The organism is uncultured Allobosea sp. (assembly GCF_945957345.1).
Lineage (GTDB): Bacteria > Pseudomonadota > Alphaproteobacteria > Rhizobiales > Beijerinckiaceae > Allobosea.
In genome coordinates, this window is sequence record NZ_CAMFKW010000005.1 from 1 (window position 1) to 21,574 (window position 21,574).

Genomic DNA, 21,574 nt, shown 5'->3' on the forward strand with positions numbered 1-21,574 from the left:
TGCGCTCAAGAAGGCCACCGACAAGAAGTGAGGTTTCGGCCGCGAAAGCGGCCGGCCTTTGAATTCGGCCCGCGCGGAGCGATCCGCGCGGGCTTTTGTTTCGAAACCACGTTGTCATTCCGGGGCGCGCCACAGGGCCGAACCCGGAACCCACAACTGGGTGAGCCCTGGCCATCACGGCGGGGAACGCTCGTCCCGTCGTGGTTCCGGGTTCTTCGCTGAAGCGAAGCCCCGGAATGACAATTTGGACATGCCCCGCAAGAGGAGAAGCGCCATGACCCCTGCCGCCATCGGCATCGACTTCGGCACCACCAACAGCGTCGTCGCGCTGGCTGGCGCCGACGGATCGGTCGTGACGCGCTCCTTCGCCACCAGGCAGGGCGCGGTCGATGCGTATCGCTCGGCGCTGATGTTCTGGCGTGAGGGGCGCCCGCCCGAGACCCGCATCACCCATGTCAGCGGCCCCGATGCGCTCGACATGGCCCTGGGGATGACGACCGAGCATCGCTTCCTGCAATCGCTGAAGACACATCTTTCCAGCCGCGCCTTCCAGGAGACCCGTCTCTTCGGCAAGCTCTTCAAGCTGGAGGACCTGATCGGCGTCTTCCTCTCCGATCTCACGACGGACCTGCCCGGCCATGACGCGCTGCCGCTGGTTTCCGGCCGCCCGGTCGTCTTCGCCGGCGAGCGTCCGGACGAGGAACTGGCAGTCGGCCGCCTGGAGGGCTCCTACGGCAAGGCCGGCATGAAGCAGGTGGATTTCGCTTACGAACCACTCGGCGCCGCCTATTGGTACGCGCGTGACCTGAAGACGCCCCAGACCATGCTGGTCGCGGATTTCGGCGGCGGTACCAGCGACTTCTCGGTGATGCGCTTCGAGCCCGGCAAGCGCGGCGGCCTGGAGGCGATTCCGCTCTCGCATGCCGGTGTCGGCGTCGCCGGCGACACCTTCGATTACCGCATCATCGAGCATGCGGTCTCGCCGGCGCTCGGCAAGGGCACGGACTACCGTTCCTTCGGCAAGCTTCTGCCGGTGCCGGCCCATTATCACGCCGCCTTCGCGCAATGGCACAAGCTCTCGCTGATGAAGAGCCGCGAGACCATGGCCGAGCTCAACGCCCTGATCCGCGAAGCCGTCGAGCCCGGCAAGCTCGAGGACCTGCTGACGGTGATCGAATATGATCTCGGCTACGAGCTTTATCGCGCCGTCTCCGCCGCCAAGGTCGCGCTCTCCGACAAGGAGGAGACGACGCTGAGCTTCAGCCAGATGGGCGTCAGCATCGTAAAGCCTATCCGCCGCGCCGATTTCGAGCGCTGGATCGCCGAGGACGTCGGCGCGATCGAAACCGCGCTCGACCGTGCACTGGCCGAGGCCGGGATCGGCGGTGATCGCATCGAGGCGGTCTTCATGACCGGCGGCACCTCCTATGTGCCGGCGGTCCGCAGCCTGTTCGACCGGCGCTTCGGTGCGGGCAAGGTGCATATCGGCGATGCCTTCCGCTCGGTCGCCAGCGGGCTTGCGCTGCTCGCGCTCGACCGGGCGCGCGCCTCGGTCGCGGCCTGAGGTTGCACCTCCGCCTTGCCCGCCCGCTGCGGCGGGTCTACATCACGGACCCAGTCGCTGCGCGCTTTCCGTTCGGCCGATTTCGGTGGAACGAAAAAGAATTCGCGCACAATCAAAAAGCTGAGCATGTTCCGTTGGAACATGGTCCAGGAGCCTCCCGATGTCGTCCGATGCCGATCTGCTCGCAGACCGCCGCAGCCTGCGCCGCAAGCTGACGCTCTGGCGCGTGCTTGCCGTGCTCGGCGTCATCGTGGCGGCAGTGGTCGGCGGCTTCGCCTGGAAGGGTGACGGCCCCGGCAGCCTGTCGAGCCCCCACATCGCGCGGATCACGATTTCCGGATTCATCTCGGGTGACCGCCGCACTCTCGACCTGATCAAGTCGGTCGAGGACAGCAAGTCGGTCTCGGCCGTGGTGCTGCGCATCGACAGCCCTGGCGGCACGACCTCCGGTTCCGAGGCGCTGCATACGGCACTGCGCCAGCTCGCCGCCAAGAAGCCGATGGTTGCGGTCGTCGACGGCCTCGCGGCCTCTGGCGGTTATATCGCCGCGATGGGCGCCGACCGCATCGTCGCCCGCCAGACCTCGCTGGTCGGCTCGATCGGCGTGCTCTTCCAGTTCCCGAACGTCTCGCAATTGCTCGATACGGTGGGCGTCAAGGTCGAGTCGATCAAGTCGAGCCCGCTCAAGGCGGCGCCGAGCGGCTTCGAGCCGACCTCGCCCGAGGCGCGCGAAGCCCTGCAGCGCGTCGTCAATGACAATTACGCCTGGTTCAAGGACATGGTGCGCGACCGCCGCCACCTCGCCGAGGGCGAGGTGGCAACGGTTTCGGATGGACGTGTGCATTCCGGCCGCCAGGCGCTGAACCTGAAGCTCATCGACCAGATCGGCGGCGAGCAGGACGCCATCGCCTGGATGGAGAGCGAGAAGAGCGTTGCCAAGGACTTGAAGGTCCGCGACTGGCGTCGCCGCAGCGAATCCTCCTCCTTCGGCCTGTGGAGCCTGGCCGAGGCGATGGCGCGCGGCGCCGGCCTCGATGCGCTCGCCGCGACGATCGCGCGGGCGGCGGACCAGCCGGTCGGCTTGCGGCTTGACGCGCCCTTGGCGCTCTGGCAGCCTGCCGCTGAAAAGTGATGTTGATACAAATGGTTATACTCCAGCGATGATTAAATCCGAACTCGTTCAGCGGATCGCCGACCGCAACACCCACCTCTACCAGCGCGATATCGAGAACATCGTCTCGGCTATCCTGGACGAGGTCGTGAAAGCTCTGGCGCGTGGCGACCGGGTGGAGCTGCGTGGCTTCGGCGCCTTCTCGCGCAAGGGCCGCTCGGCGCGCATCGGCCGCAACCCCCGCACCGGCGATGCGGTCGAGGTCGAGGAGAAGTTCGTCCCCGTCTTCAAGACGGGCAAAGAGCTGCGGCTGCGCCTCAACGGCAAGGACTGATCGCAGGCGCCGCTCCCGCAGCATACGGAGATTGTGATGAAGGCCTTCTTCAAGGCGCTGGTGCTGGTTCCCATCGCGCTGGTGATCGTGCTGTTTTCGGTCGCCAATCGCGGCGCGGTGCGCGTCTCGCTCGATCCCTTCAGCCGCGACCTGCCGATGCTCTCCTACGAGGTCCCGCTCTTCCTGGTGGTGCTCGCGGCCATCGCCATCGGCGTGCTCGTCGGCGGCCTCGCTTCCTGGATCGCGCAGGGCAAGCACCGCAGGGCGGCGCGCCGCAGCCGCCGCGAGGCCGAGGCGTTGCGCTCCGAAACCCAGGCACTGCGCTCGGCCGTGCCCGATTCCGCGCTGCCGGCACTGACCAACGGACGGAATTGATGCGACTTTTCGACGTGGCCGAGATCGATGCGGCCCTGAGCTATCCCGGCCTGATCGACATCCTCGACGACGCCTTCCGTAGCGAAGTGATCGCACCCAAGCGCGGCCAGTATGCGATCGAGCGGCCGGGCGAGACCGATGCGATCCTGCTGACCATGCCGGCCTGGAGCGGGCCGGATGTCGCCAATCCCTATATCGGCACCAAGATCGTCTCGGTCTTCTTCGGCAACGGCAAGCGCAATCTGCCGGGCGTCATGGGCGCCTATCTCCTGATGGACGGCACGAGCGGCAAGCCGCTCGCGGTGATGGACGGCAACCGGCTGACGACCTGGCGCACGGCCGCAGCCTCCGCGCTGGCTTCGCGCTACATGTCGAACCCCGAAGCCAGCCGCATGCTGATGGTCGGCGCCGGCGCGCTCGCACCCTTCATCATCAAGGCGCATCGCTCCGTCCGCCCGCTGACCGAGATCGCGGTCTGGGCGCGGAGACCTGAAGCCGCAGAGGCGACCGTCGCCGAGCTGGCAAAAGATGGCATCACGGCCCGCGCCACGACCGATCTCGAAGGCGCGGCCCGCACGGCCGACATCATCTCCTGTGCGACCAACGCGACCGAACCGCTGATCCATGGTCACTGGCTGAAGCGCGAGGCCCATCTCGATCTGATCGGCGGCTTCACCATGCAGATGCGCGAGGCGGATGCCGACGCATTGCATCGTGCCCGCGTCATCGTCGATTCCAGCAAGGCGATCGACGAGGGTGGCGACGTTGCCGTCGCTATCGCCGAGGGCAGCTATAGCGCCGACAAGGTGGCGGGCACGCTGGCCGATCTCTGCCATGGCCGGATCGCCGGCCCGGTCGAGGGCGGCGGCATCACGCTGTTCAAGTCGGTGGGCGTCGCGCTCGAGGATCTGGCCGCTGCAGTGGCCGTCTGGGACAATCGTTCCTGAGGCTCAAGGCGATCGGGCCGTGGGAAATCCCAGATCCCGATCGCGAAGCCCCTCTTGCAGCTCAACTGACGGCTGGACTGTCGCGCTCAGGCGATCCGCGCGCCGCCGATGGCGCCGAGCAGCCACAGGATCAGGACGATCACGAGCACGAGGCCCAGAACGCCGCCGAGCCCTGCCGACCCATAGCTGCGATGGCCGTAATAGCCGCCGCCTCCGAGGAGCAGGATGAGCAGCACGATGATGAGCACGGTGGACATGGCGAACTCCCGTTTGGAGGCGCCCGTTTCGGGCGCGGTCCAGCGGGAAACGCCGGCCGGGAAGCGCCGGTTCCGTAGATCCTCGCGCGACCGATAGGTCGCGATAACGATGATCTATCGATATGTTATCGCATCGGATTTGTCCGAAAAGTGGAATCCACTTTTCGGTCCGATGCTATAACGTCGCCGTCAATCGGCCTTGATACCGACCTCCTTGATCAGGTCGCCCCATTTCTTCAGCTCGGAACGCAGGAAGGCGGCGAGCTCATCCTGCGTCCAGCCGCCGGGCTCGGCCGCCAGCGCATCCATCTTCGCACGAAGCGCCGGATCGGTGACGCCGGCTTTGGTATCGGCCTGGATCTTGGCGATGATCGCGGGCGGTGTCTTGGCCGGCGCGAACAGAGCAAACCATGAGGATACGTCGAAGCCCGGCACCGTCTCCGCGATCGGCGGGAACTCGGGAGCGGTCGGCGCCCGTTTCGCCGTGGTCACGCCGAGCCCGCGGATCGCGCCGGCCTTCGCCTGCGGCAGCGCGGAGGTGATGTTGTCGAAGATCAGGTCGACACGGCCGCCCATCAGGTCCTGGATCGCCTGTGCGGAGCCGCGATAGGGAACATGGACCATCTTCGTCCCCGTCAGCTTCTGGAAGAGCTCGCCGGAGAGATGCAATGAGGTGCCGACGCCGGAGGACGCATAGGTGAGCTTGCCCGGATTGGCCTTGGCATGGGCGATGAGCTCGGCGACGCTCTTCACCGGCAGGTCGTTGCGGACCACGAGCAGGTTCGGCACCAGCGCGACCATCGTGATCGGCGCGAAATCCTTGATCGGATCGTAGTTGATCTTGGAATAGAGATACTGGTTCGTCGCAAGCCCGACTGAGACGATCAGCAGCGTCTCGCCATTGGGTTCAGCCTTGGCGACGGCTTCCGTCCCGATATTGCTTCCGGCGCCCGGCCGGTTCTCGACGATGACGCCGCTGCCCCATGTCTGGCTGAGCTTGTCCGCGATGAGGCGGCCGAGCACATCGGTCGCGCCGCCGGGCGTGAACGGCACGACGAGCTTGACGACCCGCCCCTGTGGCCAGGACTGCTGGCCGAAGCTCGCGCTGGGCATCGCGAGAAGGGCGCCTGCGCCCGCGAGAATGCTGCGGCGGTCGATCCTGGCCGTCATCGATGTCCTCCCTTGTGGGCGCTCTGCGGCGCCGGTGCGCAAGGCTGCAATTCGCCGCGGCGCTTGTCCAGCCGTCGCGCTTGACCGGCATGGATGGTCGCGGCGATTCTCTGGCCATGCGCAACATCTCCCGAATCGCAGGTTCTCTCGCCGCGCTTGCCCTCTTGTCGACGGCGGCACTCGCCCAGTCGACCGCCGACCAGGAAGCGAAGACCCGCGCCGCCAATATCGCGGCGTGGCCCGACGCTGCCCGCTCGCTTTTCGGTCAGAAGACCGGACCGGCGAGCATGCAGGCCCGCGCCATCGGCTCCTATGCACGCGGCTGCCTTGCCGGTGCCGAGGCACTGCCGGTCGATGGGCCGAGCTGGCAGGTCATGCGGCTCAACCGCAACCGCAACTGGGGCCATCCCGCCCTGATCGACTACCTGGAGAAGCTCGCCCGCGACGTGCCGCGCATCACCGGCTGGGCGGGCCTGCTCGTCGGCGACATGTCGCAGCCGCGTGGGGGCCCGATGCTGACCGGTCACGCCTCTCACCAGATCGGGCTAGACGCCGATGTCTGGCTCACGCCGATGCCGCGCGGCCGGCTCGATCGCGAGCAGCGCGAGAACATGTCGGCGGTCAACATGGCTCGTTCGGATTGGCGCGACGTCGATCCGCGCAACTGGACCCCGGCCCATACCCGGTTGATCCGTGCGGTCGCGGCCGAGCCCAAGGTCGAGCGCATCTTCGTCAACCCGGCGATCAAGGTCGCGCTCTGCCGCGAGGCCGGTGCCGACAAGAGCTGGCTGGACAAGGTCAGGCCGATCTGGGGCCACAACTACCATTTCCATATCCGTCTGGCCTGCCCGGCCGGCATGGCGAGCTGTCAGGGGCAGGAGCCGCCGAATTTCGGCGATGGCTGCGGCACCGAGCTCAGCGGCTGGGTCGAGCGCCAGCATCAGGCCATCTTCAACCCGCCGAAGCCCAAGCCGGGGCCCAAGCCCAAGCCGAAGCCACCGATGTCGCTCGATGCCCTGCCGCCGGAATGCCGGCAGGTGCTGGTCTCGCGCTGAAAAGATCCCTCAGCGTCGCGGCGGCACGCGCGCCGAACTATAGGCGAACGGGTCGCGCTCGGGGCTGATCGGCAGAGCTTCCTCCGAGCCCTGCTGATCGACGAAGCCGGAGCTGCCGCCATCGCCGAAAGCGGTTTCCTCCTCCGAGGGCTCGACGGCGCCGGGCAGGGAAAGCGGCCCGCGCCGCTCGCTCGGCAGGGGCTGCGGCTGGTAGCGCCCCTGTTGGTGGCGCGCGTCGTATTGCTCCAGGAAACGCTGCTGCGCGTCGAGGCTGCTGTCCTGTCCGCGTCCATTGTTCGCGACAGGATAGCCGCCCTGCACTGCGCCCGGCGGGCGCATGCCGCCGCTCGGCTGGCGCAGCATCGGCTCGCCGGAATAGGCGGTGGCGGTTTGGCTGTTGCGCTGGGATTGAGGCGCGGGAGCGCCCTGCGCGGAGATATAGGGGCGCGCCGGATCCGGCGGCGGCAGGTTGTAGTTCGGCGTGTACTTGATGATCGGCTTGCAGATGTGCCGGCCCTTGGAATGCCGGGCAAGATCGATGTGGAGATGGTCGTAATGCATCGGGTCGGCGCCTGGGCCGAGCACCGTGCCGAAATAATTGCAGGCGCCGACGAAGATCTCCCTCAGGAAGTTCTGCTCCTCGGGTGAGCCGCGCCAGCCCTCCTTGACCGTGACGACGCGGTTGTCGTTCAGCCGGAAGGAGAACACGTCGACGGCATTGCCGAAAGCGTGCTCGGAGGTGCGCGTCGTCGCCGTGCCATTGTTCATGGCGCGGCAGGAATAGGAGCCGGACCGGATCTCGATCACCTGCGCGCCAAGGATGTTCATCGCGGCGGGCTGCACGACCTCCGCGAACCACTGGTCGGTGGTCGCCACGACCGGGCAGGCCAGTAGGGCAGGGCTCGTCAGGCTGACGCTGCCGTTCTGTAGTGCCGTGACCTTCAGGGGCTGCTGCATGCCGCAGGTTCCGGGTCCGTCGATCGGCTTGCCGCGCAGGCTGACATAGGAGGAGAGCTGCACCTGGCGGGAGGCCATGCACTGTGCTTCCGCCTGGTCGCGCCAGGCGGCGCGCTGGGGCTTCTGGAACTTGCCGCAGCCCGCCAGGCCGGTTGCGCCGGCGAGGCCGAGTGCGATGAGGGCGAGATGTGCGCGTCGCATGACCATTCAAATGCGAAGCGCTTGGTGAACGGTTTCTCAACCGACTGCGTCCGGGCCGCCACAGGCGCATTAACTTTGGCGCCGTGGTGAACGGGGCCTTAATCTCCCCTTTTCGGCCTTAACCGGCGCTGTTTTCGCGGGCTGGAGCCGTCTCGGTGATGTCGGGAAGATCAGCGTGGGGAGCGCCGAGGTTAATCATGGCGCAGGCGTGGCGAAGCGCCGGACAGTGCTCGCGGCGAAATCGCGCAGCTAGAAATATCCCCAAATCTAATCAACAGTTTAACCCTTGATTAAGGGTGATCTAGCCTGTGTCCCAGCCCCGCCACGATGCCGCCCCCTTGCGGCCTTCGTCAGTTCTGCTACCGTCCGCGACAGGTCAATGACACAGGAGGGTGTGATGAGTGTCACGCTACGTCTCGACCGATTGATCATGGGTGCGGCCTTCGTTTTCATGATGGCGATCGTTCTGGGAGCGTTCTGACAATCGGTCAGGCTCGAAGTCGCTAGGACCACAAGAGCAATAAAAGCTGCGCCGCCGGGAGCGACCCCGGCGGCGCTTTTGTTTGTGCTGATGAAACCCGGTGCAGAGGCCTCAGCTTTCCGGGCAGGCCGTTTCCGAGACCTCCCAGGACATCATGTTGACCACCCGCCCGCAGGTGGCGACCCGGGGGCCTTGCGTGGTCCTGATGCAGGATTTGGAACCCTCGGCGATCTTGCGGCCGCCGTTCCAGCAGAAGCAGAGCGGCTCCGGCGCCTGCGCGAGGCGCGGCTTGTCGAGCGCGATCGCCGGTTCGGCGGCAGCGGCAGCTTCGCTGAACAGGAACAGGACAGCGAGTGCGAGCATCCAGCTCAGCACGCGGTGTCGGCGAGGCCTAGGTCCGGATCCGGTCATGGCGCTCTCCCTGCGCCTCGCATGGCGAGACGGCGCGGAACATTAGCACATCGGCCCGTTCGCAACGAATAATTATGTACCGGATTGAAATAGTAAGGCATTTCAGCCTGTTAGCCGGATGGGGCCTTGCGTGGGATGTGGCCTCTCTCCATATTGTGTCCCGGTGGGCCCATGGTGGGCTCCGGGAGGAACAATGTCTCTGATTTCGCTCGCCCGTCGTGGACGTGCCGTCGCCCTGATCACCGGGGCCCTGTTGCTCGTGCCGCTCGTTGCCGAAGCCCGTCCGGGTGGTGGCCGCAGCTCGGGCAGCCGCGGATCGTTCACCAACAGCGCGCCGCCGTCGACCAGCACGACGCCGGGCGGCGCCCAGACCTTCCAGCGTTCGGCTCCGTCTTCGCCGGCTTCGCCGTCCATGGCCGGCCCCTCGGCCGCCGGTGCGGCTGCGCAGGCGGCTCGCCCGTCCTTCGCGCGCAACATGATGATGGGCATCGGCGCCGGTCTTCTCGGCGCGGGTCTGTTCGGCATGCTCTCGGGCTCCGGCTTCTTCGGTGGCCTGGCCTCGCTCGCCGGCATGCTCGGCTTCCTGCTGCAGATCGGCCTGATCGTCGGCATCGTCATGCTCGCCATCCGCTTCTTCCGCCGCCGCTCCGAGCCGCAGCTCGCCGGTGCGGGCGCGCCCTATGCCCGCCAGGGTTATGACGCCCCGCAGCCGCAGCAGGCGGCTCGCATGGGTGGTTTCGGCGGCGGCGCTGCCGCCGCGGCGGTGCAGCCGCAACAGATCGAGCTTGCCGGTGATGATTTCAACGCGTTCGAGCGCTTGCTCGGCGAGATCAACACCGCCTACTCGAACGAGGACGAGGCTGGCCTGCGCCAGCGCACGACGCCGGAGATGTTCGGCTATTTCGACGAGGACCTCAGCGACAATGCCCGCCGCGGCGTCGCCGACCGCGTCTCCGACGTCAAGCTGCTGCAGGGCGACCTGTCGCAGGCCTGGCGCGAGGGCGATCTGGATTATGCCACCGTTGCGATGCGCTTCAGCCTGATCAACGCGGCTTACGACCGCAAGTCCGGCAAGGTCGTCGACGGCAGCGCGACGCAAGCCCAGGAGGTCAGCGAGTACTGGACCTTCGTGCGCGAGCGCGGTGGCGCCTGGAAGCTCTCGGGCATCCAGCAGGCGGCCTGAGTGCCGACAGCGTGAGAATACGAAGCGGCCGGGGCGACCCGGCCGTTTTGCTTTGCCCGGCTTTCGGGTGTGCCGCTGGCGGAGCCCGGCCTATTGCGCTACTGGCGAATAAGGTCAGCCGGAGCCCGCCTTCCATGAGTGATATGCGTCTCGTCGTCGTCGGTGCCGCCGGGCGGATGGGCCGGATGCTGATCCGCGCCATCGATCAGGCGCAGGGCTGCACGCTCGTGGCCGCTATCGAGCGACCGGGCTCTGCCGCGCTTGGCGAGGACGCCAGCATTCTTGCGGGCCTCCCAGCCTCCGGCGTCAAGGTGACGAGCGATGCGGCTGCGGCCTTCGCCGCTGCCGATGGCGTTCTCGATTTCACGGCGCCGGACCCGACGGTCGCCTTTGCCAAGCTGGCGGCCGAGGCCGGGATATTGCATGTCGTCGGCACGACCGGGCTAGAGCCCAAGCATCTGGCCGAGCTGGCCGAGGCAGCGAAGCGCACGCCCATCGTCCGCTCCGGCAATATGAGCCTCGGCGTCAACCTGCTGGCGGCCTTGGTGCGCAAGGTCGCCGCGACGCTCGGCACCGACTGGGACATCGAGATCGTCGAGATGCATCACCGCATGAAGGTCGACGCGCCCTCCGGCACCGCCGTCCTGCTCGGCGAGGCAGCGGCGGAGGGTCGCGCGGTCGATCTCGCGCAGACGCGTGTCGCCGGCCGCGACGGCATCACCGGCGCGCGTGAGGCTGGCACGATTGGCTTCGCGGCTCTGCGCGGCGGCACGGTCGTCGGCGATCACAAGGTGATCTTCGCAGGTGCCGGCGAGCGGCTCGAACTTGCCCATGTCGCGGAGGATCGCAGCCTCTTTGCGCAAGGCGCGATCAAGGCCGCTCTCTGGGGCAGGGGGCGCGAGCCGAAGCTCTATTCCATGGCCGACGTGCTCGGCCTCGACGCGCTCTGACCATGACGCGGGTCGTCGTCGCGCCAGGCGTGGTCCACTGGCCGGGCAAGCTGGCGCCGGAGGAGCAGGCGGCGTTGGTGGCGGAGTTGCGCGCGGTGGCGCGCAAGGCGCCGTTCTTCCAGCCGCGCATGCCCAAGTCCGGCACGCCCTTCTCGGTCCGCATGACCAATTGTGGTTCGCTTGGCTGGGTCTCGGATATCAACGGCTATCGCTACCAGCCGGACCATCCTGAGACCGGCGAACCCTGGCCGATCATGCCGGCTCCGCTGCTCGACCTCTGGCGGGAACTGGCCGGTTATCCGCATCCGCCTGAGGCCTGCCTGGTCAATTTCTATGCGGCTGGCGCCAAGATGGGTTTGCATCAGGACCGCGACGAGCAGGATTTCGACGCGCCAGTGCTGTCGGTCTCGCTCGGCGACGCCGCGCTCTTTCGCATCGGCGGCACGACGCGCGGCGGCAAGACGACCTCGCTCAAGCTTGCCTCGGGCGACGTACTGCTTTTCGGCGGGGAGGCGCGGCTGGCCTATCACGGCATCGACCGCATCCTGACGGGCTCATCCACGCTGCTGCCCGAGGGCGGGCGTATCAACCTGACGCTGAGGCGGGTGACGAAGCCGAAATCCTAGTCGGCCGATTTGCCAGGTAGGCTCGGGAAGGACCATCCGAACAGCAGGGAGCCGGCTCGCAGGCCGAAACAGGCTGCGAGGCCGCCAAACATCACGATCGGACCGGAGAAGCCGAGGCCGACGAGCAGCGCCGTCATGGCGGCACCTGCCGTGGCTGCGGTCACGTAGAAATCGCGGCTCCACAGCACCATCGGCCGGTCGCCGGCGAGGATATCGCGCAGGATGCCGCCGAAGGTTCCGGTCATCGCGCCGAGCGCGACGGCCGAGAGCACGGGCACGGCCGCGTCGAGGCCCTTGAGCGTGCCGATGACGGCGAAAAGTGAGAGACCGGCGGCGTCGGCCCAGATCAGCAGCTTGCGGCCGCCCCAGCCTTCCAGCACGCCGGGCCGGAGATAGGCCAGCAGCCAGGCGCAGAGCGCGACGACGGTGCAGGTGATGACGTCGCTGGGGTCGCGCACCCAGAAGATGCCGCGCCCGAGCAGGACGTCCCGCAAGGTGCCGCCGCCGACGCCGGTCACGACCGCCAGCAGGATGAAGCCGAACGGATCCATGCCCTTGCGGGCGGCGACGAGGGCGCCGGTCAGCGCGAAGATGGCGACGCCGGCAACCTCGAACACGGCGTCAGTGCTGGGTCGGTTCGCCGGCCGGCGCTTCCGGAGCCTTGGGAGCGCCTGCGGAGACGCCGACCAGGGCCGGGCGCAGCACGCGCTCGCCGATCTTGTAGCCGATCTGCACGACCTTCGAGACCAGCCCCTTGGCGATCGTGGCGTCGGGCGCCTCGAACATCGCCTGGTGCAGGTTGGGGTCGAATTTCTCGCCCTGGGGATCGATCCGGCGCACGCCGTGGCGCTCGAGCGTCTTGAGCAGCTCGCGCTCGGTCAGCTCGACGCCCTCATGCAGCGCCTTCACGGCGGCATCGGCCGTCTTCATCGCATCGCCCGGCACACTTTCCAGCGCCCGGCGCAGATTGTCCGAGGAACCGAGCATGTCGCGCGCGAAGCTGGTCACCGCATAAGCCTTGGCATCGGCGATTTCGCGCTCGGTACGGCGGCGCAGGTTCTCCATCTCGGCGAGCGTGCGCAGCAGCTTGTCCTTGAGGTCGTCGCGCTCGGCCTGAAGCTTGGCGAGCTGGGTTTCTATGCCCGTCTCGGTGGCCGCAGCCTGTTCGGGCGCATCCGCGCCGGCTTCGAGGTTGGGGTCTTCCGTCGCAGGGTTCTGCGTCATTTTATCGTCACGTCCCTTTCCTGGCTGGCTGCGCCGCCCTTGCGAGGGCTCAGCCGCGTTCGTGCCGGATATCGGCCTTATGGTCGTTTAAATCAAGCGCGGGCCGGCACTTTCGCCTTGGCCGGGGCCGGCTTCTCGCCCTCGAACTTGAAGACGTCGATGAGCGCCTTGCGGATCGTCAGTTGCCGGCCGGTCGTCACGATCTTCGCATGGGTCAGGTCGGTGACGTAGAACACGTCGACCGCCTTTTCGCCGAAGGTCGCGATATGGGCCGAGGCGATGTTGAGGTTGAGCTTACCGATCGCCGTGGTGAGATCGTAGAGCAGGCCCGGCCGGTCGAGGCCGGAGACCTCCAGCACCGTGTGGCGCGCCGAAAGCACGTTGTCGATCACGACCTCGGGCTCGACCTGGAAGGTCTGGCCGCGCGGCGGCGGCGCCCGGCGCTGCGCCACGAGATCGGCGATCTTGATCTCGCCCTTGAGCGCCCGCTCGATCGCGGCGGCGATGCGCTCAGCCCGGCGCAATTCGTCGTCGTCGCGGTCGAAGGCGCGCGAGACCGAGATCGTGTCGAGCACCAGTCCGTCGCTGGTCGTGAAGATCTGTGCATCCACGATGTTGCCACCGGCCGCCGCACAGGCGCCGGTGATGATGGCGAGCAGGCGCGGATGGTCCGGAGCAAGCACGGTGAGCTCGGTCACGCCGCGGAACTGGTCGGTCTCGACGATCGTCGCGGTGGTGCGCCCCGCAGCTTCCGCTTCACGCAGGAAGCGCGCATGCTTCTCCTGCTCGTCCGGATCGACCTTGATCCAGTAGGCCGGGTAATGACGCGCGACATAGGCATCGCGCTCCGCTTCTTCCCAGTCGGACAGGCGCCGGCGCAATTCGTCCTGCTTCATCGCCACGCGCGCCTTGCGCTCGACCGCCGAATGGCCGCCGGTAAGGACCAGTTCCGTCTCGTAATAGAGCGTACGCAGAAGCTGGCCCTTCCAGCCGTTCCAGACGCCGGGCCCGACGGCCTTGATATCGGCGACGGTGAGGATCAGCAGCAGCTTCAGGCGCTCCAGAGTCTGGACCGTGGCGGCGAAGCTCTCGATCGTCTTGGGGTCGCCGAGATCGCGGCTCTGCGCCACCGTCGACATGTCGAGATGGTGTTCGACAAGCCAGGAGACGGTCTCCGTCTGCGCCGGCGTGAGGCCGAAGCGCGGGCCGAGCTTGCGGGCGATCCTGGCGCCGGCGATCGAATGGTCCTCCGGCCGGCCCTTGGCGATGTCGTGCAGGAAGAGCGCGACATAGAGCGCCCGCCGGTTGGCGATGGTCGGCATGATCTCGTTGGCGAGCGGATGCTCGGCCTCCAGCACGCCGGCATCGATCTCGGCCAGCACGCCCATGGCGCGGATCAGGTGCTCGTCCACCGTGTAGTGGTGGTACATGTTGAACTGCATCATTGCGACGATGCGGCCGAAATCCGGGACGAAGCGTCCGAGCAAACCGGATTCGTTCATGCGCCGGAGCACCACCTCCGGCGAGCGCCGGCCGGTGAGGATCTCCAGGAAGATGCGGTTGGCTTCCGGCTCGTTGCGCAGGCCGGGCGTCACCAGCCGGAGCGATTGGGTCACCAGCCGGCTGGCATCGGGATGGATCGCGAGGTCCTCGCGGCTGGCGATGGCATAGAGCCGGAGCAGGTTGACCGGATCGCGCTCGAAAGCGCTGTCGTCGACGACATTGAGCCGCTGGCTGGTCAGCTTGAAATCGCTATGGCCGAGCGAGCGCTCGCGCTTGCGCTTGGCAAGCGTGTCGAACAGTCGCGAGAGCGTGGCGCGCGGCTTTTGCTGGCGTGCCTCCAGCGCTGCGCAGACGATGGCGGTGAGATCGCCGACATCCTTGGCGATCAGGAAGTAGGCCTTCATGAAGCGCTCGACCGGCGCCTGCCCGCTGCGCCCGGCATAGCCGATCTCGGCTGCGACCTGCCTTTGCAGGTCGAAGGACAATCGCTCCTCGGCCCGGCCGGTGATGAAATGCAGCCAGCAGCGTACGCGCCAGAGGAATTCCTCCGAGCGCTGGAACATCTGCAATTCCTGCTGGTCGAACAGTCCCGCCTCGACGAGCTCACGCACGTCATGGACGCGGTAGGCGTATTTGGCGATCCAGAACAGCGTGTTGAGGTCGCGCAAGCCACCCTTGCCGTCCTTGACGTTGGGCTCGACCAGATAGCGCGAGGCGCCGGCCCGCTGCACCCGAAGCTCGCGCTCCGCAAGCTTGGCCTCGGTGAAGGCCTGCGCCGTGCCCTCGACCACCTCGGCGTCGAAGCGCCGGACCATCTCGTCGAAGAGCGCGCGGTCCCCCACCAGGAAGCGCGCCTCCAGCAGGGCGGTGCGGATCGTCATGTCGGCGCGGGCCTCGCGCACGCAATCGTCGATCGAGCGCACGGAATGGCCGGTCTTCAGCTTCAGATCCCAGAGCGGATAGAGCATGGACTCGACCACGCTCTCGCCCCAGGCCGTCTGCTTGTGCGGGAACAGGAAGAGCAGGTCGACATCAGAGCCCGGCGCCAGCGTGCCGCGCCCGTACCCGCCGACGGCGACGACCGCGATCCGCTCGGACTGCGAAGGATTGTCGGCCGGATAGAAATAGGTGGTGGCGGCGCTGTGCAGTCCCCGCACCACCGCATCCATCACGGCCGAGAGCCGATGCGCGCAGGCAAGCCCGCCACGCGGCCCGGCGAGGATCGCGCGAGCCGAAGCGTGGCCCTCGTCGAGCAATTGCCGCAGCCCGGCAATGAGCGCCTGCCGCATCCTGGCCTTGTCGCGCCGGTTGATCCCCTCGAACAGCCGCGCGACGCCTGCGTCGGGATTGTGCAGCATCTCGGCGAGCGGCAGGGCAGGCTTGATGGGAGGCGCAGTCACGAAAGCTCCGTTCCGGCGGGCATCGCCTTTCGTAACATGGCGGCGCGGGCGGGTGAGAGGATAAATTTAAACACGTAAAAGATGTGAAATGTGGGCGAAGGCATTCCTTTACAGGTCGTTTGACAAAACGGACGCTCGGACCTTAAAAGAGGATACGCGCCGATTTGAGCCTCAGCTTGCGGGCGCGAAACAAATGCAGCTAAAGCGCGGGAACGACGGGACGGCTCGATGCCGTCGGCGCTCCTTCCGCCTTGTCTATGGATGGAGCCTGCGATGTCGGCCTCTCTTCACGATTTCTCCCGCTCTCGCGAGAATGCCCCGGCGCGCCCCAGGGCTGGCGAGGTTGTCGCCCTGCTCGGTCCGTCCGAGGTACGGGGAGCAAGCTTACGTGCCTTCGCCGGCCTGAAGGCCGATGAAGGAGCAATCCCGACGGCCGAGGTCGGTCTGCTCTGTGCTCGGCCACGCTTCTTTGCCTGGCTCGATCTAACCGAAAACCTGGCTTTCGCCCTCCCGAACGCAACGCCGTTCGAGCGCGAGGGCTTGATCGCCAACGTGCTGGTTCGCCTCGGCCTCGCCGGGCAGGCGACGCAGCGGCCGGCCGCGCTCTCGCCCGAAGGGCTGCTGCGGCTCGCCATCGCTCGCCTCCTGCTGGTCAGGCCGCGTCTGCTGCTGATCGACGAGCCCTTTGCAGCCCTCGATGCCGAGGCGCGCGCCCGGCTCGCCGCCTTCCTGCCGGAACTCTCCACGCAAGCGCGCCCGGCCGTCGTCATCGCCACCGGCTCGGTCGAGGAGGCCCTGGGGCTCGCCGATCGCATCCACGTCCTGCCGCGGGAGTCAGGGCCGGTCGCCTTCAGCCTCGACAATCTCTTGGCGCGTCCGCGCGAGGAGGGCTCTGTCGGCTTCGTTACGCTCCGCCGCGAATTGCGCCGGGCGCTCGAAAAGGAGAGCCGGCCGGCCACGCCGGAGGTGGAGGCTGCGGCCTGAAGCCGCTACAACGCGGCAGCCGCTTCAGGAGGATCACGATCATGGATGTCGCTGCGCTGCGCGCCTTGCAGGCTCCGCTCAAGGACGAATACCGGACCAACCCTGAAGCCGCTGTCATCACGCTCAAGGCCCATGGCGAGCTCGATGACCAGCATATTGCCTGCAAGGTCGAGACCGGTCGCGCCATCGCGCTAGCCGGCCTGCATCCCGCCACAGGCGGTTCCGGTGCCGAGCTCTGCTCAGGCGACATGCTGCTGGAGGCGCTGGTCGCCTGCGCCGGCGTGACGCTGAAGGCGGTCGCGACCGCGCTGGAGATCGAACTGAAGAAGGGCGCTGTCCGCGCCGAGGGCGATCTCGACTTCCGCGGCACGCTCGGCGTCGCCAAGGATGCGGCCGTCGGCTTCAAGGCGATCCGGCTGTTCTTCGATGTCGAAAGCGATGCGCCGAAGGAGAAGCTCGACACGCTGCTCAAGCTCACCGAGCGCTATTGCGTGGTCTTCCAGACGCTGAACGTGAAGCCGGAGCTGTCGGCCACCCTGCAAAGCAACGCCTCCTGACAGGGGTCAGGAGGCGCCTGAAAACAGGGTTGAATGGGAGGGGAGCTAGAACTCCTCCCAGCCCGTGCTGCCATTGCGGGCATTGGTCACGCGCTTGGCCGGCGCAGGCTTGACCTCCGCGGGCCTGGCTTCCATTGCGGCCGGGCGCCGCGATTGATGGAAGGCGGCTTCGGCGAGCTGGCGCAGGCGCTCCGGCTCCGAACCGGTCGAGACAGGCGCACGTGTCGAGGCGGCCTGGCCTTGATTGGTGCGGAAAGTCGCGACCAGCGCGTTGAGTTGCTCGATCCGGCCGGAGAGCGAGTTCGCCGAGGCCGCGCTCTGTTCCGACAGCGCGGCATTCTGCTGTGTCATCTCATCGAGATGCGCGACGGCCTGGCTCATCTCGTCGATGCCGTTGGCCTGCTCGCCCGACGCCGCCGAGATGTCGGCGATCGTCGCAGCGACCTTTTGCGAGGCCTGCAGGATCTGCGTCAGCGCCTCGCCAGCCTTGCGCACCAGCTTCACACCTTCGCCGACCTCGGCATTGGACGAGGAGATCAGGGCCGAGATGTCCTTGGCCGCCTCGCCCGAGCGCTGGGCCAGGGTCCGCACTTCCGAGGCCACGACGGCGAAACCCTTGCCGGCCTCGCCGGCGCGAGCCGCCTCGACGGCGGCGTTGAGCGCCAGCAGGTTGGTCTGGAAGGCAATGTCGTCGATCACGCGGATGATGTCGGAGATCTTCTGCGAGGCGGTCTCGATCCGAGCCATAGCTTCGACGGCCTGACCGGCGATGGTGCCGCCGGACTGGGCGGCGCTTGCGGCTTCATCGGCCGCGCTCGCTGCCGAGCGGGAGGCCTGGGCCGAGGCCTTGACCGAGGCTGCGAGCTCTTCGGTCGTGGCCGCGGTCTGCTCCAGCGATGAGGCTTGTTCCTCCGTGCGCTTCGATAGGTCGTCGGCGCCGATGCTGATCTCGCGGGCGGCCAGGCCGACATCGGCCGAGGTCGTCTGGATCGTCGCGACCGTCGTCGAGAGCCGGTCGACCGTGTCGTTGATCGCGCCCTTCAGGTCGGCGAAGCGGCCGCGATAGCCGGTTCCAACCTGGCGAGTCAGGTCGCCGCCAGCGATCGCCTGGAGGATATCGGCGAATTCGGTGGTGGCGCCGTCGACGACGCGGTTGATCTCGTTGATGCCGGCGACCAGTCGTTGCATCTGCTCGTCACCGTCGTCGATCTGGAGCCGCGCCGAGAAATCGCCGGCAGCAGCCGCAGCGACGACCTCGCTGACATCCGAGACGACCGCTTCCATCGACTGCGCCCGGGCGAGGCGGGCCGCGGCGGCAGCACGCTCCTGCTCTTCAAGCGCTCGCACGCGGGCGGCGTTCTCCTGGAAGATCTGCAGCGCTCCCGCCATGTCGCCGATCTCGTCGCGCCGGCCGACGCTGGGGACCGTGACGTCCTGCTCGCCCTGGGCAAGGCGCTTCATCGCATCGGTCATGCCGCCGAGCGGCCGCACGATGCCGGCGATGACGAAAGCCAGCGCCAGCGCCCCCAGCAGCAGCGCGCCGCCTGCGACGACCAGCAGCAGTACGCTGGCGGAGCTGGCGGTCGAGCGGGCCTCCAGGCCCTGGTCGCGCGCCTGTGCCATTTGCAGCGCGGTCAGCTCCCCAAGCTTCGCGGTAATCGGGTCTATCGCCTTGTAGAGCTCGTCGGTGGTGAACATGCGCAGCGCGCTCTCGTCACGCTCCTTCAGGATGCCGACCAGTTTGGCAATGGCGGCATCGCCCTTCTTCATCATCGACGCTGCCTGATCTGCGAGCTGCTTCTCGTCGGCTGCGCTGATGCTGGGCAGATAGGCCTTCCAACCCTTGTCGATCGTGACGAGCGCATCCTGGACGGTCTTCAGCGCGTTCGTCCAGGTGATCTGGTTGCTCTGCGCCTTCCAGGTCGTGTCGACGATGTTGACGGCGTACATGTCGCTGACGAGGCGCAGCTGCTCCATCGGGACGACATTGTTCTGAACGACTTCATCGATCCGCTGCGTGACGGAACGCAGGGCGAAAAACCCGCAAGCGCCGACGGCGAATACGCACAGGGTCAGCGCGACGAGCGCGCCCGCCAGCTTGGTCTTGATACTCAGGGCCATGGTGAACCTTTTGGAGAAGAGGCCGCGGTGGTGAGAAGGCGATGGCGTGAAAGATCGTGGACCTGCCTATTTTTGAGGTGATCCGCGGGCTCGTCCGGCTTGGTTCATGGGGATTGTATTCGGGCTGCGATTTCTCCCGAAACTTTCAGAGAATGCTTAAGGGCGATCTAACGGAATATAGTAGTTATCTGCACGCATGGGATGCATGCTTTCGCAGTTCAGTGAAAATTCTCGCACTGGTTGTATTGCGGGCTGAATATGAGCCGTCGTCGCCCGGCCTTCGCCCGTTGCTGCTATTCTGCGGCCAGGCCAATGGCCTTATTCGGCGGCGCGCTTCAGCTCCAGCCCCTTGGCGAAAGGCAGTTTCGGCTCGCTCTTCTCGTCGTCGAAATCGAGCGCGCCGATCTTCTCGGCGCGGCTCGTCACCTTGCCCGCCGAGGTCTTGATCTGGCCGACATCGTCCTGTGCCTGCCGGAAATGATTGTCGAGCTTGTCGACGCGTTCGCCGAGACGTCGGACGTCGTCGAGCAGCTTGCCGACCTCGCTCTGGATGACCTGCGCCTCCTCCCGCATCCGGGCATCGCGCACCAGCGACTGCATGAGCTGGATCGCCAGCGCCAGCAGCGAGGGCGAGACGATCATGATGCGCGCGCGGTGCGCCCGCTGCACGACATCGTCGAAATGCTCGTGCAGATCGGCATAGATCGATTCCGAAGGCACGAAGAGAAGGGCGACGTCCTGCGTCTCGCCCGGCAGGAAATAGCGTTCGGCGATATCCTTCACATGCACGCCGACATCGCTGCGCACGCGCTGGCCAGCGGCCTTCCTGGCCTCGTCGCCGCGCGCCTCGCGCAGCAGCGTGAAGCTCTCCAGCGGGAATTTTGCGTCGATGACGAGGCCGCGCCCGTCGCCGGGCAGCGTTACCAGGCAATCCGGCCGCTTGCCGTTCGACAGTTGCGGCTGGAAGGCGAAGAAGGCGGCAGGCAGGCCGTCGCGGATGATCGCTTCCATCCGGCCCTGGCCATAGGCGCCGCGCGCCTGCTTGTTGGCGAGCACGTCCCGGAGTGTCACGACCTCGGAGGTGAGGTCGGTCAGATTCTTCTGGGCATGGTCGATCACCGCCAGCCGTTCCTGCAGCTTGCCGAGGCTCTCGGTGGTCTGCTGGACATTGCGTTCGAGGCCCTGGCCGACCTTGTGGCTCAGCCCGTCCATCCGCTCGGCGACGAGGCGGGCGAGGTCACCCTGCCGGGTGGAGAGGATCTCCGCCATGGACTGCATCCGGCCAGCGAGCTCGGCTTGCTGGCGGTTCATCTCCGCGACCTTGTCGTCCATCTCGCGGGCGCGCTCGGCCGCCATCGCGGCCTCGACTGCGCGGTTCTGGCCGCCGCGCCAGCCGGCGATCACCGCCATCAGCAGCAGGACGAGGCTCAAAGCCCCGAAGCCAATGATGGCCTCGGCCCAGGTCACCGGGCGCTCCAGCAAGGTGAAGGCGATCTCATTCATATCAGGAGCCTAGCCGATTCGATCTGGAATAGCGAACGAAAGCGGAACAGTTTGACCGCTCTCCCACAAATGCTTATGTCCCGGGTTCAATAGCTCTTTTCCCCTGGAAACCCATGTCCGTTCGCCCGCTCGTCATCCTGCCCGACGCCCAGCTTCGCCTCGTCTCGAAGCCGGTCGAGGCCGTCACGCCCGAGGTCAAGGCGCTGGTCGTGGACATGTTCGAGACGATGTACGACGCTCCCGGCATCGGGCTCGCGGCAATCCAGATCGGCGTGCCGCTGCGCGTGGTGACGATCGACCTGTCGAAGCCCGAGGCGAAGGAGGGCGAGGAGCCCGAGCCCCGGAAGCCGCAGGTCTTCATCAATCCGGAGGTCACCTGGTCGTCTGACGAGTTCAGCGCCTATGAGGAGGGCTGCCTCTCAATCCCGGAATATTACGAGGAGGTCGAGCGCCCGGCTGAGGTCAAGGTCCGCTACATGGATATCGACGGCAAGACGCATGAGATCGCGGCCGACGGCCTGCTCGCGACCTGCCTGCAGCACGAGATCGACCATCTCGACGGCATTCTCTTCATCGACCATCTCTCGCGGCTGAAGCGTGAGCGCGTCACCAAGAAATTCGCCAAGGCGGCCAAGCGTTCGGCGGCCTGAGCTTTTCCAA

General features: G+C 66.8%; 21 protein-coding genes. 12 read left to right on the forward strand and 9 right to left on the reverse strand.

All coding sequences use genetic code 11. The features are described from left to right. Positions 1-274 precede the first annotated feature (274 nt). The 5 genes from Q0Q36_RS03485 to Q0Q36_RS03505 all read left to right on the forward strand — a co-directional run bounded on the left by Q0Q36_RS03485 (position 275) and on the right by Q0Q36_RS03505 (position 4,331). Positions 275-1,564 carry an Hsp70 family protein gene (locus Q0Q36_RS03485; RefSeq protein ID WP_293795546.1) on the forward strand — a complete coding sequence of 430 codons (1,290 nt, stop codon included), beginning with the start codon at positions 275-277 and terminating at the stop codon, positions 1,562-1,564. A 160-nt stretch (positions 1,565-1,724) separates the two neighbouring features. Continuing rightward, a complete protein-coding gene (gene sppA / locus Q0Q36_RS03490; protein ID WP_293795547.1) occupies positions 1,725-2,696 on the forward strand; it encodes a signal peptide peptidase SppA in 972 nt (323 codons plus the stop codon). Between the two features lie 28 nt (positions 2,697-2,724). Next, positions 2,725-3,009 carry an integration host factor subunit beta gene (gene ihfB / locus Q0Q36_RS03495; RefSeq protein WP_047576935.1) on the forward strand — a complete coding sequence of 95 codons (285 nt, stop codon included), beginning with the start codon at positions 2,725-2,727 and terminating at the stop codon, positions 3,007-3,009. 36 nt (positions 3,010-3,045) lie between these two features. Next, positions 3,046-3,384 carry a LapA family protein gene (locus Q0Q36_RS03500; RefSeq protein ID WP_293795557.1) on the forward strand — a complete coding sequence of 113 codons (339 nt, stop codon included), beginning with the start codon at positions 3,046-3,048 and terminating at the stop codon, positions 3,382-3,384. Beyond that, positions 3,384-4,331, forward strand: coding sequence for an ornithine cyclodeaminase family protein (locus tag Q0Q36_RS03505; RefSeq protein ID WP_293795559.1), 948 nt, complete (start codon positions 3,384-3,386; stop codon positions 4,329-4,331). The genes Q0Q36_RS03500 and Q0Q36_RS03505 overlap by 1 nt, the downstream gene beginning before the upstream one ends. An 86-nt stretch (positions 4,332-4,417) precedes the next feature. Here the strand turns inward: Q0Q36_RS03505 and Q0Q36_RS03510 are convergent, their stop codons facing one another. Both Q0Q36_RS03510 and Q0Q36_RS03515 read right to left on the reverse strand, forming a co-directional pair. After that, positions 4,418-4,588 (reverse strand): DUF3309 family protein, encoded by a 171-nt coding sequence (locus Q0Q36_RS03510; protein WP_265058024.1) that lies wholly within the window; start codon positions 4,586-4,588, stop codon positions 4,418-4,420. A 189-nt stretch (positions 4,589-4,777) separates the two neighbouring features. Continuing rightward, positions 4,778-5,758 carry a tripartite tricarboxylate transporter substrate binding protein gene (locus tag Q0Q36_RS03515; protein WP_293795560.1) on the reverse strand — a complete coding sequence of 327 codons (981 nt, stop codon included), beginning with the start codon at positions 5,756-5,758 and terminating at the stop codon, positions 4,778-4,780. 110 nt (positions 5,759-5,868) lie between these two features. Here Q0Q36_RS03515 and mepA point away from each other — a divergent pair, with 110 nt between their 5' ends. Beyond that, positions 5,869-6,813 carry a penicillin-insensitive murein endopeptidase gene (gene mepA / locus Q0Q36_RS03520; RefSeq protein WP_293795794.1) on the forward strand — a complete coding sequence of 315 codons (945 nt, stop codon included), beginning with the start codon at positions 5,869-5,871 and terminating at the stop codon, positions 6,811-6,813. Between the two features lie 9 nt (positions 6,814-6,822). Here mepA and Q0Q36_RS03525 read toward each other — a convergent pair whose 3' ends face one another. Further along, the gene (locus Q0Q36_RS03525) at positions 6,823-7,971 is read right to left on the reverse strand and encodes an extensin family protein (RefSeq protein WP_293795561.1); all 1,149 of its coding nucleotides are present in this window, start codon (positions 7,969-7,971) and stop codon (positions 6,823-6,825) included. 592 nt (positions 7,972-8,563) lie between these two features. Further along, a complete protein-coding gene (locus Q0Q36_RS03530; protein ID WP_293795563.1) occupies positions 8,564-8,827 on the reverse strand; it encodes a hypothetical protein in 264 nt (87 codons plus the stop codon). A 229-nt stretch (positions 8,828-9,056) separates the two neighbouring features. Between Q0Q36_RS03530 and Q0Q36_RS03535 the strand changes: the two genes are divergently transcribed. The 3 genes from Q0Q36_RS03535 (at position 9,057) to Q0Q36_RS03545 (ending at position 11,622) form a co-directional block, all read left to right on the forward strand. Then, positions 9,057-10,046, forward strand: a complete 990-nt coding sequence (locus tag Q0Q36_RS03535) for a TIM44-like domain-containing protein (RefSeq protein ID WP_293795564.1) — start codon at positions 9,057-9,059, stop codon at positions 10,044-10,046. Positions 10,047-10,189: 143 nt separating this feature from the next. Next, complete coding sequence (gene dapB, locus Q0Q36_RS03540) at positions 10,190-10,996, forward strand: 4-hydroxy-tetrahydrodipicolinate reductase (RefSeq protein WP_293795796.1); 807 nt, start codon at positions 10,190-10,192, stop codon at positions 10,994-10,996. 2 nt (positions 10,997-10,998) lie between these two features. Further along, on the forward strand, positions 10,999-11,622 hold the full coding sequence (locus Q0Q36_RS03545) for an alpha-ketoglutarate-dependent dioxygenase AlkB (protein ID WP_293795565.1): 624 nt from the start codon (positions 10,999-11,001) through the stop codon (positions 11,620-11,622). On the opposite strand, the gene Q0Q36_RS03550 is transcribed toward Q0Q36_RS03545, so the two are convergent. From Q0Q36_RS03550 to Q0Q36_RS03560, 3 genes are all read right to left on the reverse strand, one after another. Then, the gene (locus Q0Q36_RS03550) at positions 11,619-12,239 is read right to left on the reverse strand and encodes a trimeric intracellular cation channel family protein (protein ID WP_293795566.1); all 621 of its coding nucleotides are present in this window, start codon (positions 12,237-12,239) and stop codon (positions 11,619-11,621) included. The two genes, Q0Q36_RS03545 and Q0Q36_RS03550, sit on opposite strands and share 4 nt — an antisense overlap. Before the next feature lie 4 nt (positions 12,240-12,243). Then, on the reverse strand, positions 12,244-12,846 hold the full coding sequence (gene grpE / locus Q0Q36_RS03555) for a nucleotide exchange factor GrpE (protein WP_293795567.1): 603 nt from the start codon (positions 12,844-12,846) through the stop codon (positions 12,244-12,246). Positions 12,847-12,938: 92 nt separating this feature from the next. Next, positions 12,939-15,707, reverse strand: a complete 2,769-nt coding sequence (locus tag Q0Q36_RS03560; protein ID WP_293795797.1) for a [protein-PII] uridylyltransferase — start codon at positions 15,705-15,707, stop codon at positions 12,939-12,941. 315 nt (positions 15,708-16,022) lie between these two features. On the opposite strand from Q0Q36_RS03560, the gene Q0Q36_RS03565 reads away from it, so the two are divergent. Together Q0Q36_RS03565 and Q0Q36_RS03570 are read left to right on the forward strand one after the other, a co-directional pair. Next, positions 16,023-16,733, forward strand: a complete 711-nt coding sequence (locus Q0Q36_RS03565) for an ATP-binding cassette domain-containing protein (protein WP_293795569.1) — start codon at positions 16,023-16,025, stop codon at positions 16,731-16,733. A gap of 41 nt (positions 16,734-16,774) precedes the next feature. After that, the gene (locus tag Q0Q36_RS03570; RefSeq protein ID WP_293795571.1) at positions 16,775-17,290 is read left to right on the forward strand and encodes an OsmC family protein; all 516 of its coding nucleotides are present in this window, start codon (positions 16,775-16,777) and stop codon (positions 17,288-17,290) included. 45 nt (positions 17,291-17,335) lie between these two features. Here Q0Q36_RS03570 and Q0Q36_RS03575 read toward each other — a convergent pair whose 3' ends face one another. Together Q0Q36_RS03575 and Q0Q36_RS03580 are read right to left on the reverse strand one after the other, a co-directional pair. After that, positions 17,336-19,411, reverse strand: coding sequence for a methyl-accepting chemotaxis protein (locus tag Q0Q36_RS03575; RefSeq protein WP_293795572.1), 2,076 nt, complete (start codon positions 19,409-19,411; stop codon positions 17,336-17,338). A gap of 318 nt (positions 19,412-19,729) precedes the next feature. Beyond that, positions 19,730-20,914 (reverse strand): DNA recombination protein RmuC, encoded by a 1,185-nt coding sequence (locus Q0Q36_RS03580; RefSeq protein ID WP_293795574.1) that lies wholly within the window; start codon positions 20,912-20,914, stop codon positions 19,730-19,732. A 113-nt stretch (positions 20,915-21,027) separates the two neighbouring features. Here Q0Q36_RS03580 and def point away from each other — a divergent pair, with 113 nt between their 5' ends. Continuing rightward, positions 21,028-21,564 (forward strand): peptide deformylase, encoded by a 537-nt coding sequence (def, locus tag Q0Q36_RS03585; RefSeq protein WP_293795577.1) that lies wholly within the window; start codon positions 21,028-21,030, stop codon positions 21,562-21,564. Positions 21,565-21,574: the final 10 nt, after the last annotated feature.

What these genes read in the sequence shown, in the direction of transcription:
- Q0Q36_RS03485 (WP_293795546.1), top strand. Translation starts at nt 275, where the DNA reads ATGACCCCTGCCGCCATCGGCATCGACTTCGGCACCACCAACAGCGTC.
- Q0Q36_RS03500 (WP_293795557.1), top strand. Translation starts at nt 3,046, where the DNA reads ATGAAGGCCTTCTTCAAGGCGCTGGTGCTGGTTCCCATCGCGCTGGTG.
- Q0Q36_RS03535 (WP_293795564.1), top strand. Translation starts at nt 9,057, where the DNA reads ATGTCTCTGATTTCGCTCGCCCGTCGTGGACGTGCCGTCGCCCTGATC.
- dapB (WP_293795796.1), top strand. Translation starts at nt 10,190, where the DNA reads ATGCGTCTCGTCGTCGTCGGTGCCGCCGGGCGGATGGGCCGGATGCTG.
- Q0Q36_RS03545 (WP_293795565.1), top strand. Translation starts at nt 10,999, where the DNA reads ATGACGCGGGTCGTCGTCGCGCCAGGCGTGGTCCACTGGCCGGGCAAG.
- Q0Q36_RS03505 (WP_293795559.1), top strand. Translation starts at nt 3,384, where the DNA reads ATGCGACTTTTCGACGTGGCCGAGATCGATGCGGCCCTGAGCTATCCC.
- ihfB (WP_047576935.1), top strand. Translation starts at nt 2,725, where the DNA reads ATGATTAAATCCGAACTCGTTCAGCGGATCGCCGACCGCAACACCCAC.
- sppA (WP_293795547.1), top strand. Translation starts at nt 1,725, where the DNA reads ATGTCGTCCGATGCCGATCTGCTCGCAGACCGCCGCAGCCTGCGCCGC.
- Q0Q36_RS03560 (WP_293795797.1), bottom strand. Translation starts at nt 15,707, where the DNA reads ATGCTGCACAATCCCGACGCAGGCGTCGCGCGGCTGTTCGAGGGGATC.
- Q0Q36_RS03580 (WP_293795574.1), bottom strand. Translation starts at nt 20,914, where the DNA reads ATGAATGAGATCGCCTTCACCTTGCTGGAGCGCCCGGTGACCTGGGCC.
- Q0Q36_RS03515 (WP_293795560.1), bottom strand. Translation starts at nt 5,758, where the DNA reads ATGACGGCCAGGATCGACCGCCGCAGCATTCTCGCGGGCGCAGGCGCC.
- def (WP_293795577.1), top strand. Translation starts at nt 21,028, where the DNA reads ATGTCCGTTCGCCCGCTCGTCATCCTGCCCGACGCCCAGCTTCGCCTC.
- Q0Q36_RS03570 (WP_293795571.1), top strand. Translation starts at nt 16,775, where the DNA reads ATGGATGTCGCTGCGCTGCGCGCCTTGCAGGCTCCGCTCAAGGACGAA.
- Q0Q36_RS03575 (WP_293795572.1), bottom strand. Translation starts at nt 19,411, where the DNA reads ATGGCCCTGAGTATCAAGACCAAGCTGGCGGGCGCGCTCGTCGCGCTG.
- grpE (WP_293795567.1), bottom strand. Translation starts at nt 12,846, where the DNA reads ATGACGCAGAACCCTGCGACGGAAGACCCCAACCTCGAAGCCGGCGCG.
- Q0Q36_RS03510 (WP_265058024.1), bottom strand. Translation starts at nt 4,588, where the DNA reads ATGTCCACCGTGCTCATCATCGTGCTGCTCATCCTGCTCCTCGGAGGC.
- Q0Q36_RS03525 (WP_293795561.1), bottom strand. Translation starts at nt 7,971, where the DNA reads ATGCGACGCGCACATCTCGCCCTCATCGCACTCGGCCTCGCCGGCGCA.
- Q0Q36_RS03565 (WP_293795569.1), top strand. Translation starts at nt 16,023, where the DNA reads ATGTCGGCCTCTCTTCACGATTTCTCCCGCTCTCGCGAGAATGCCCCG.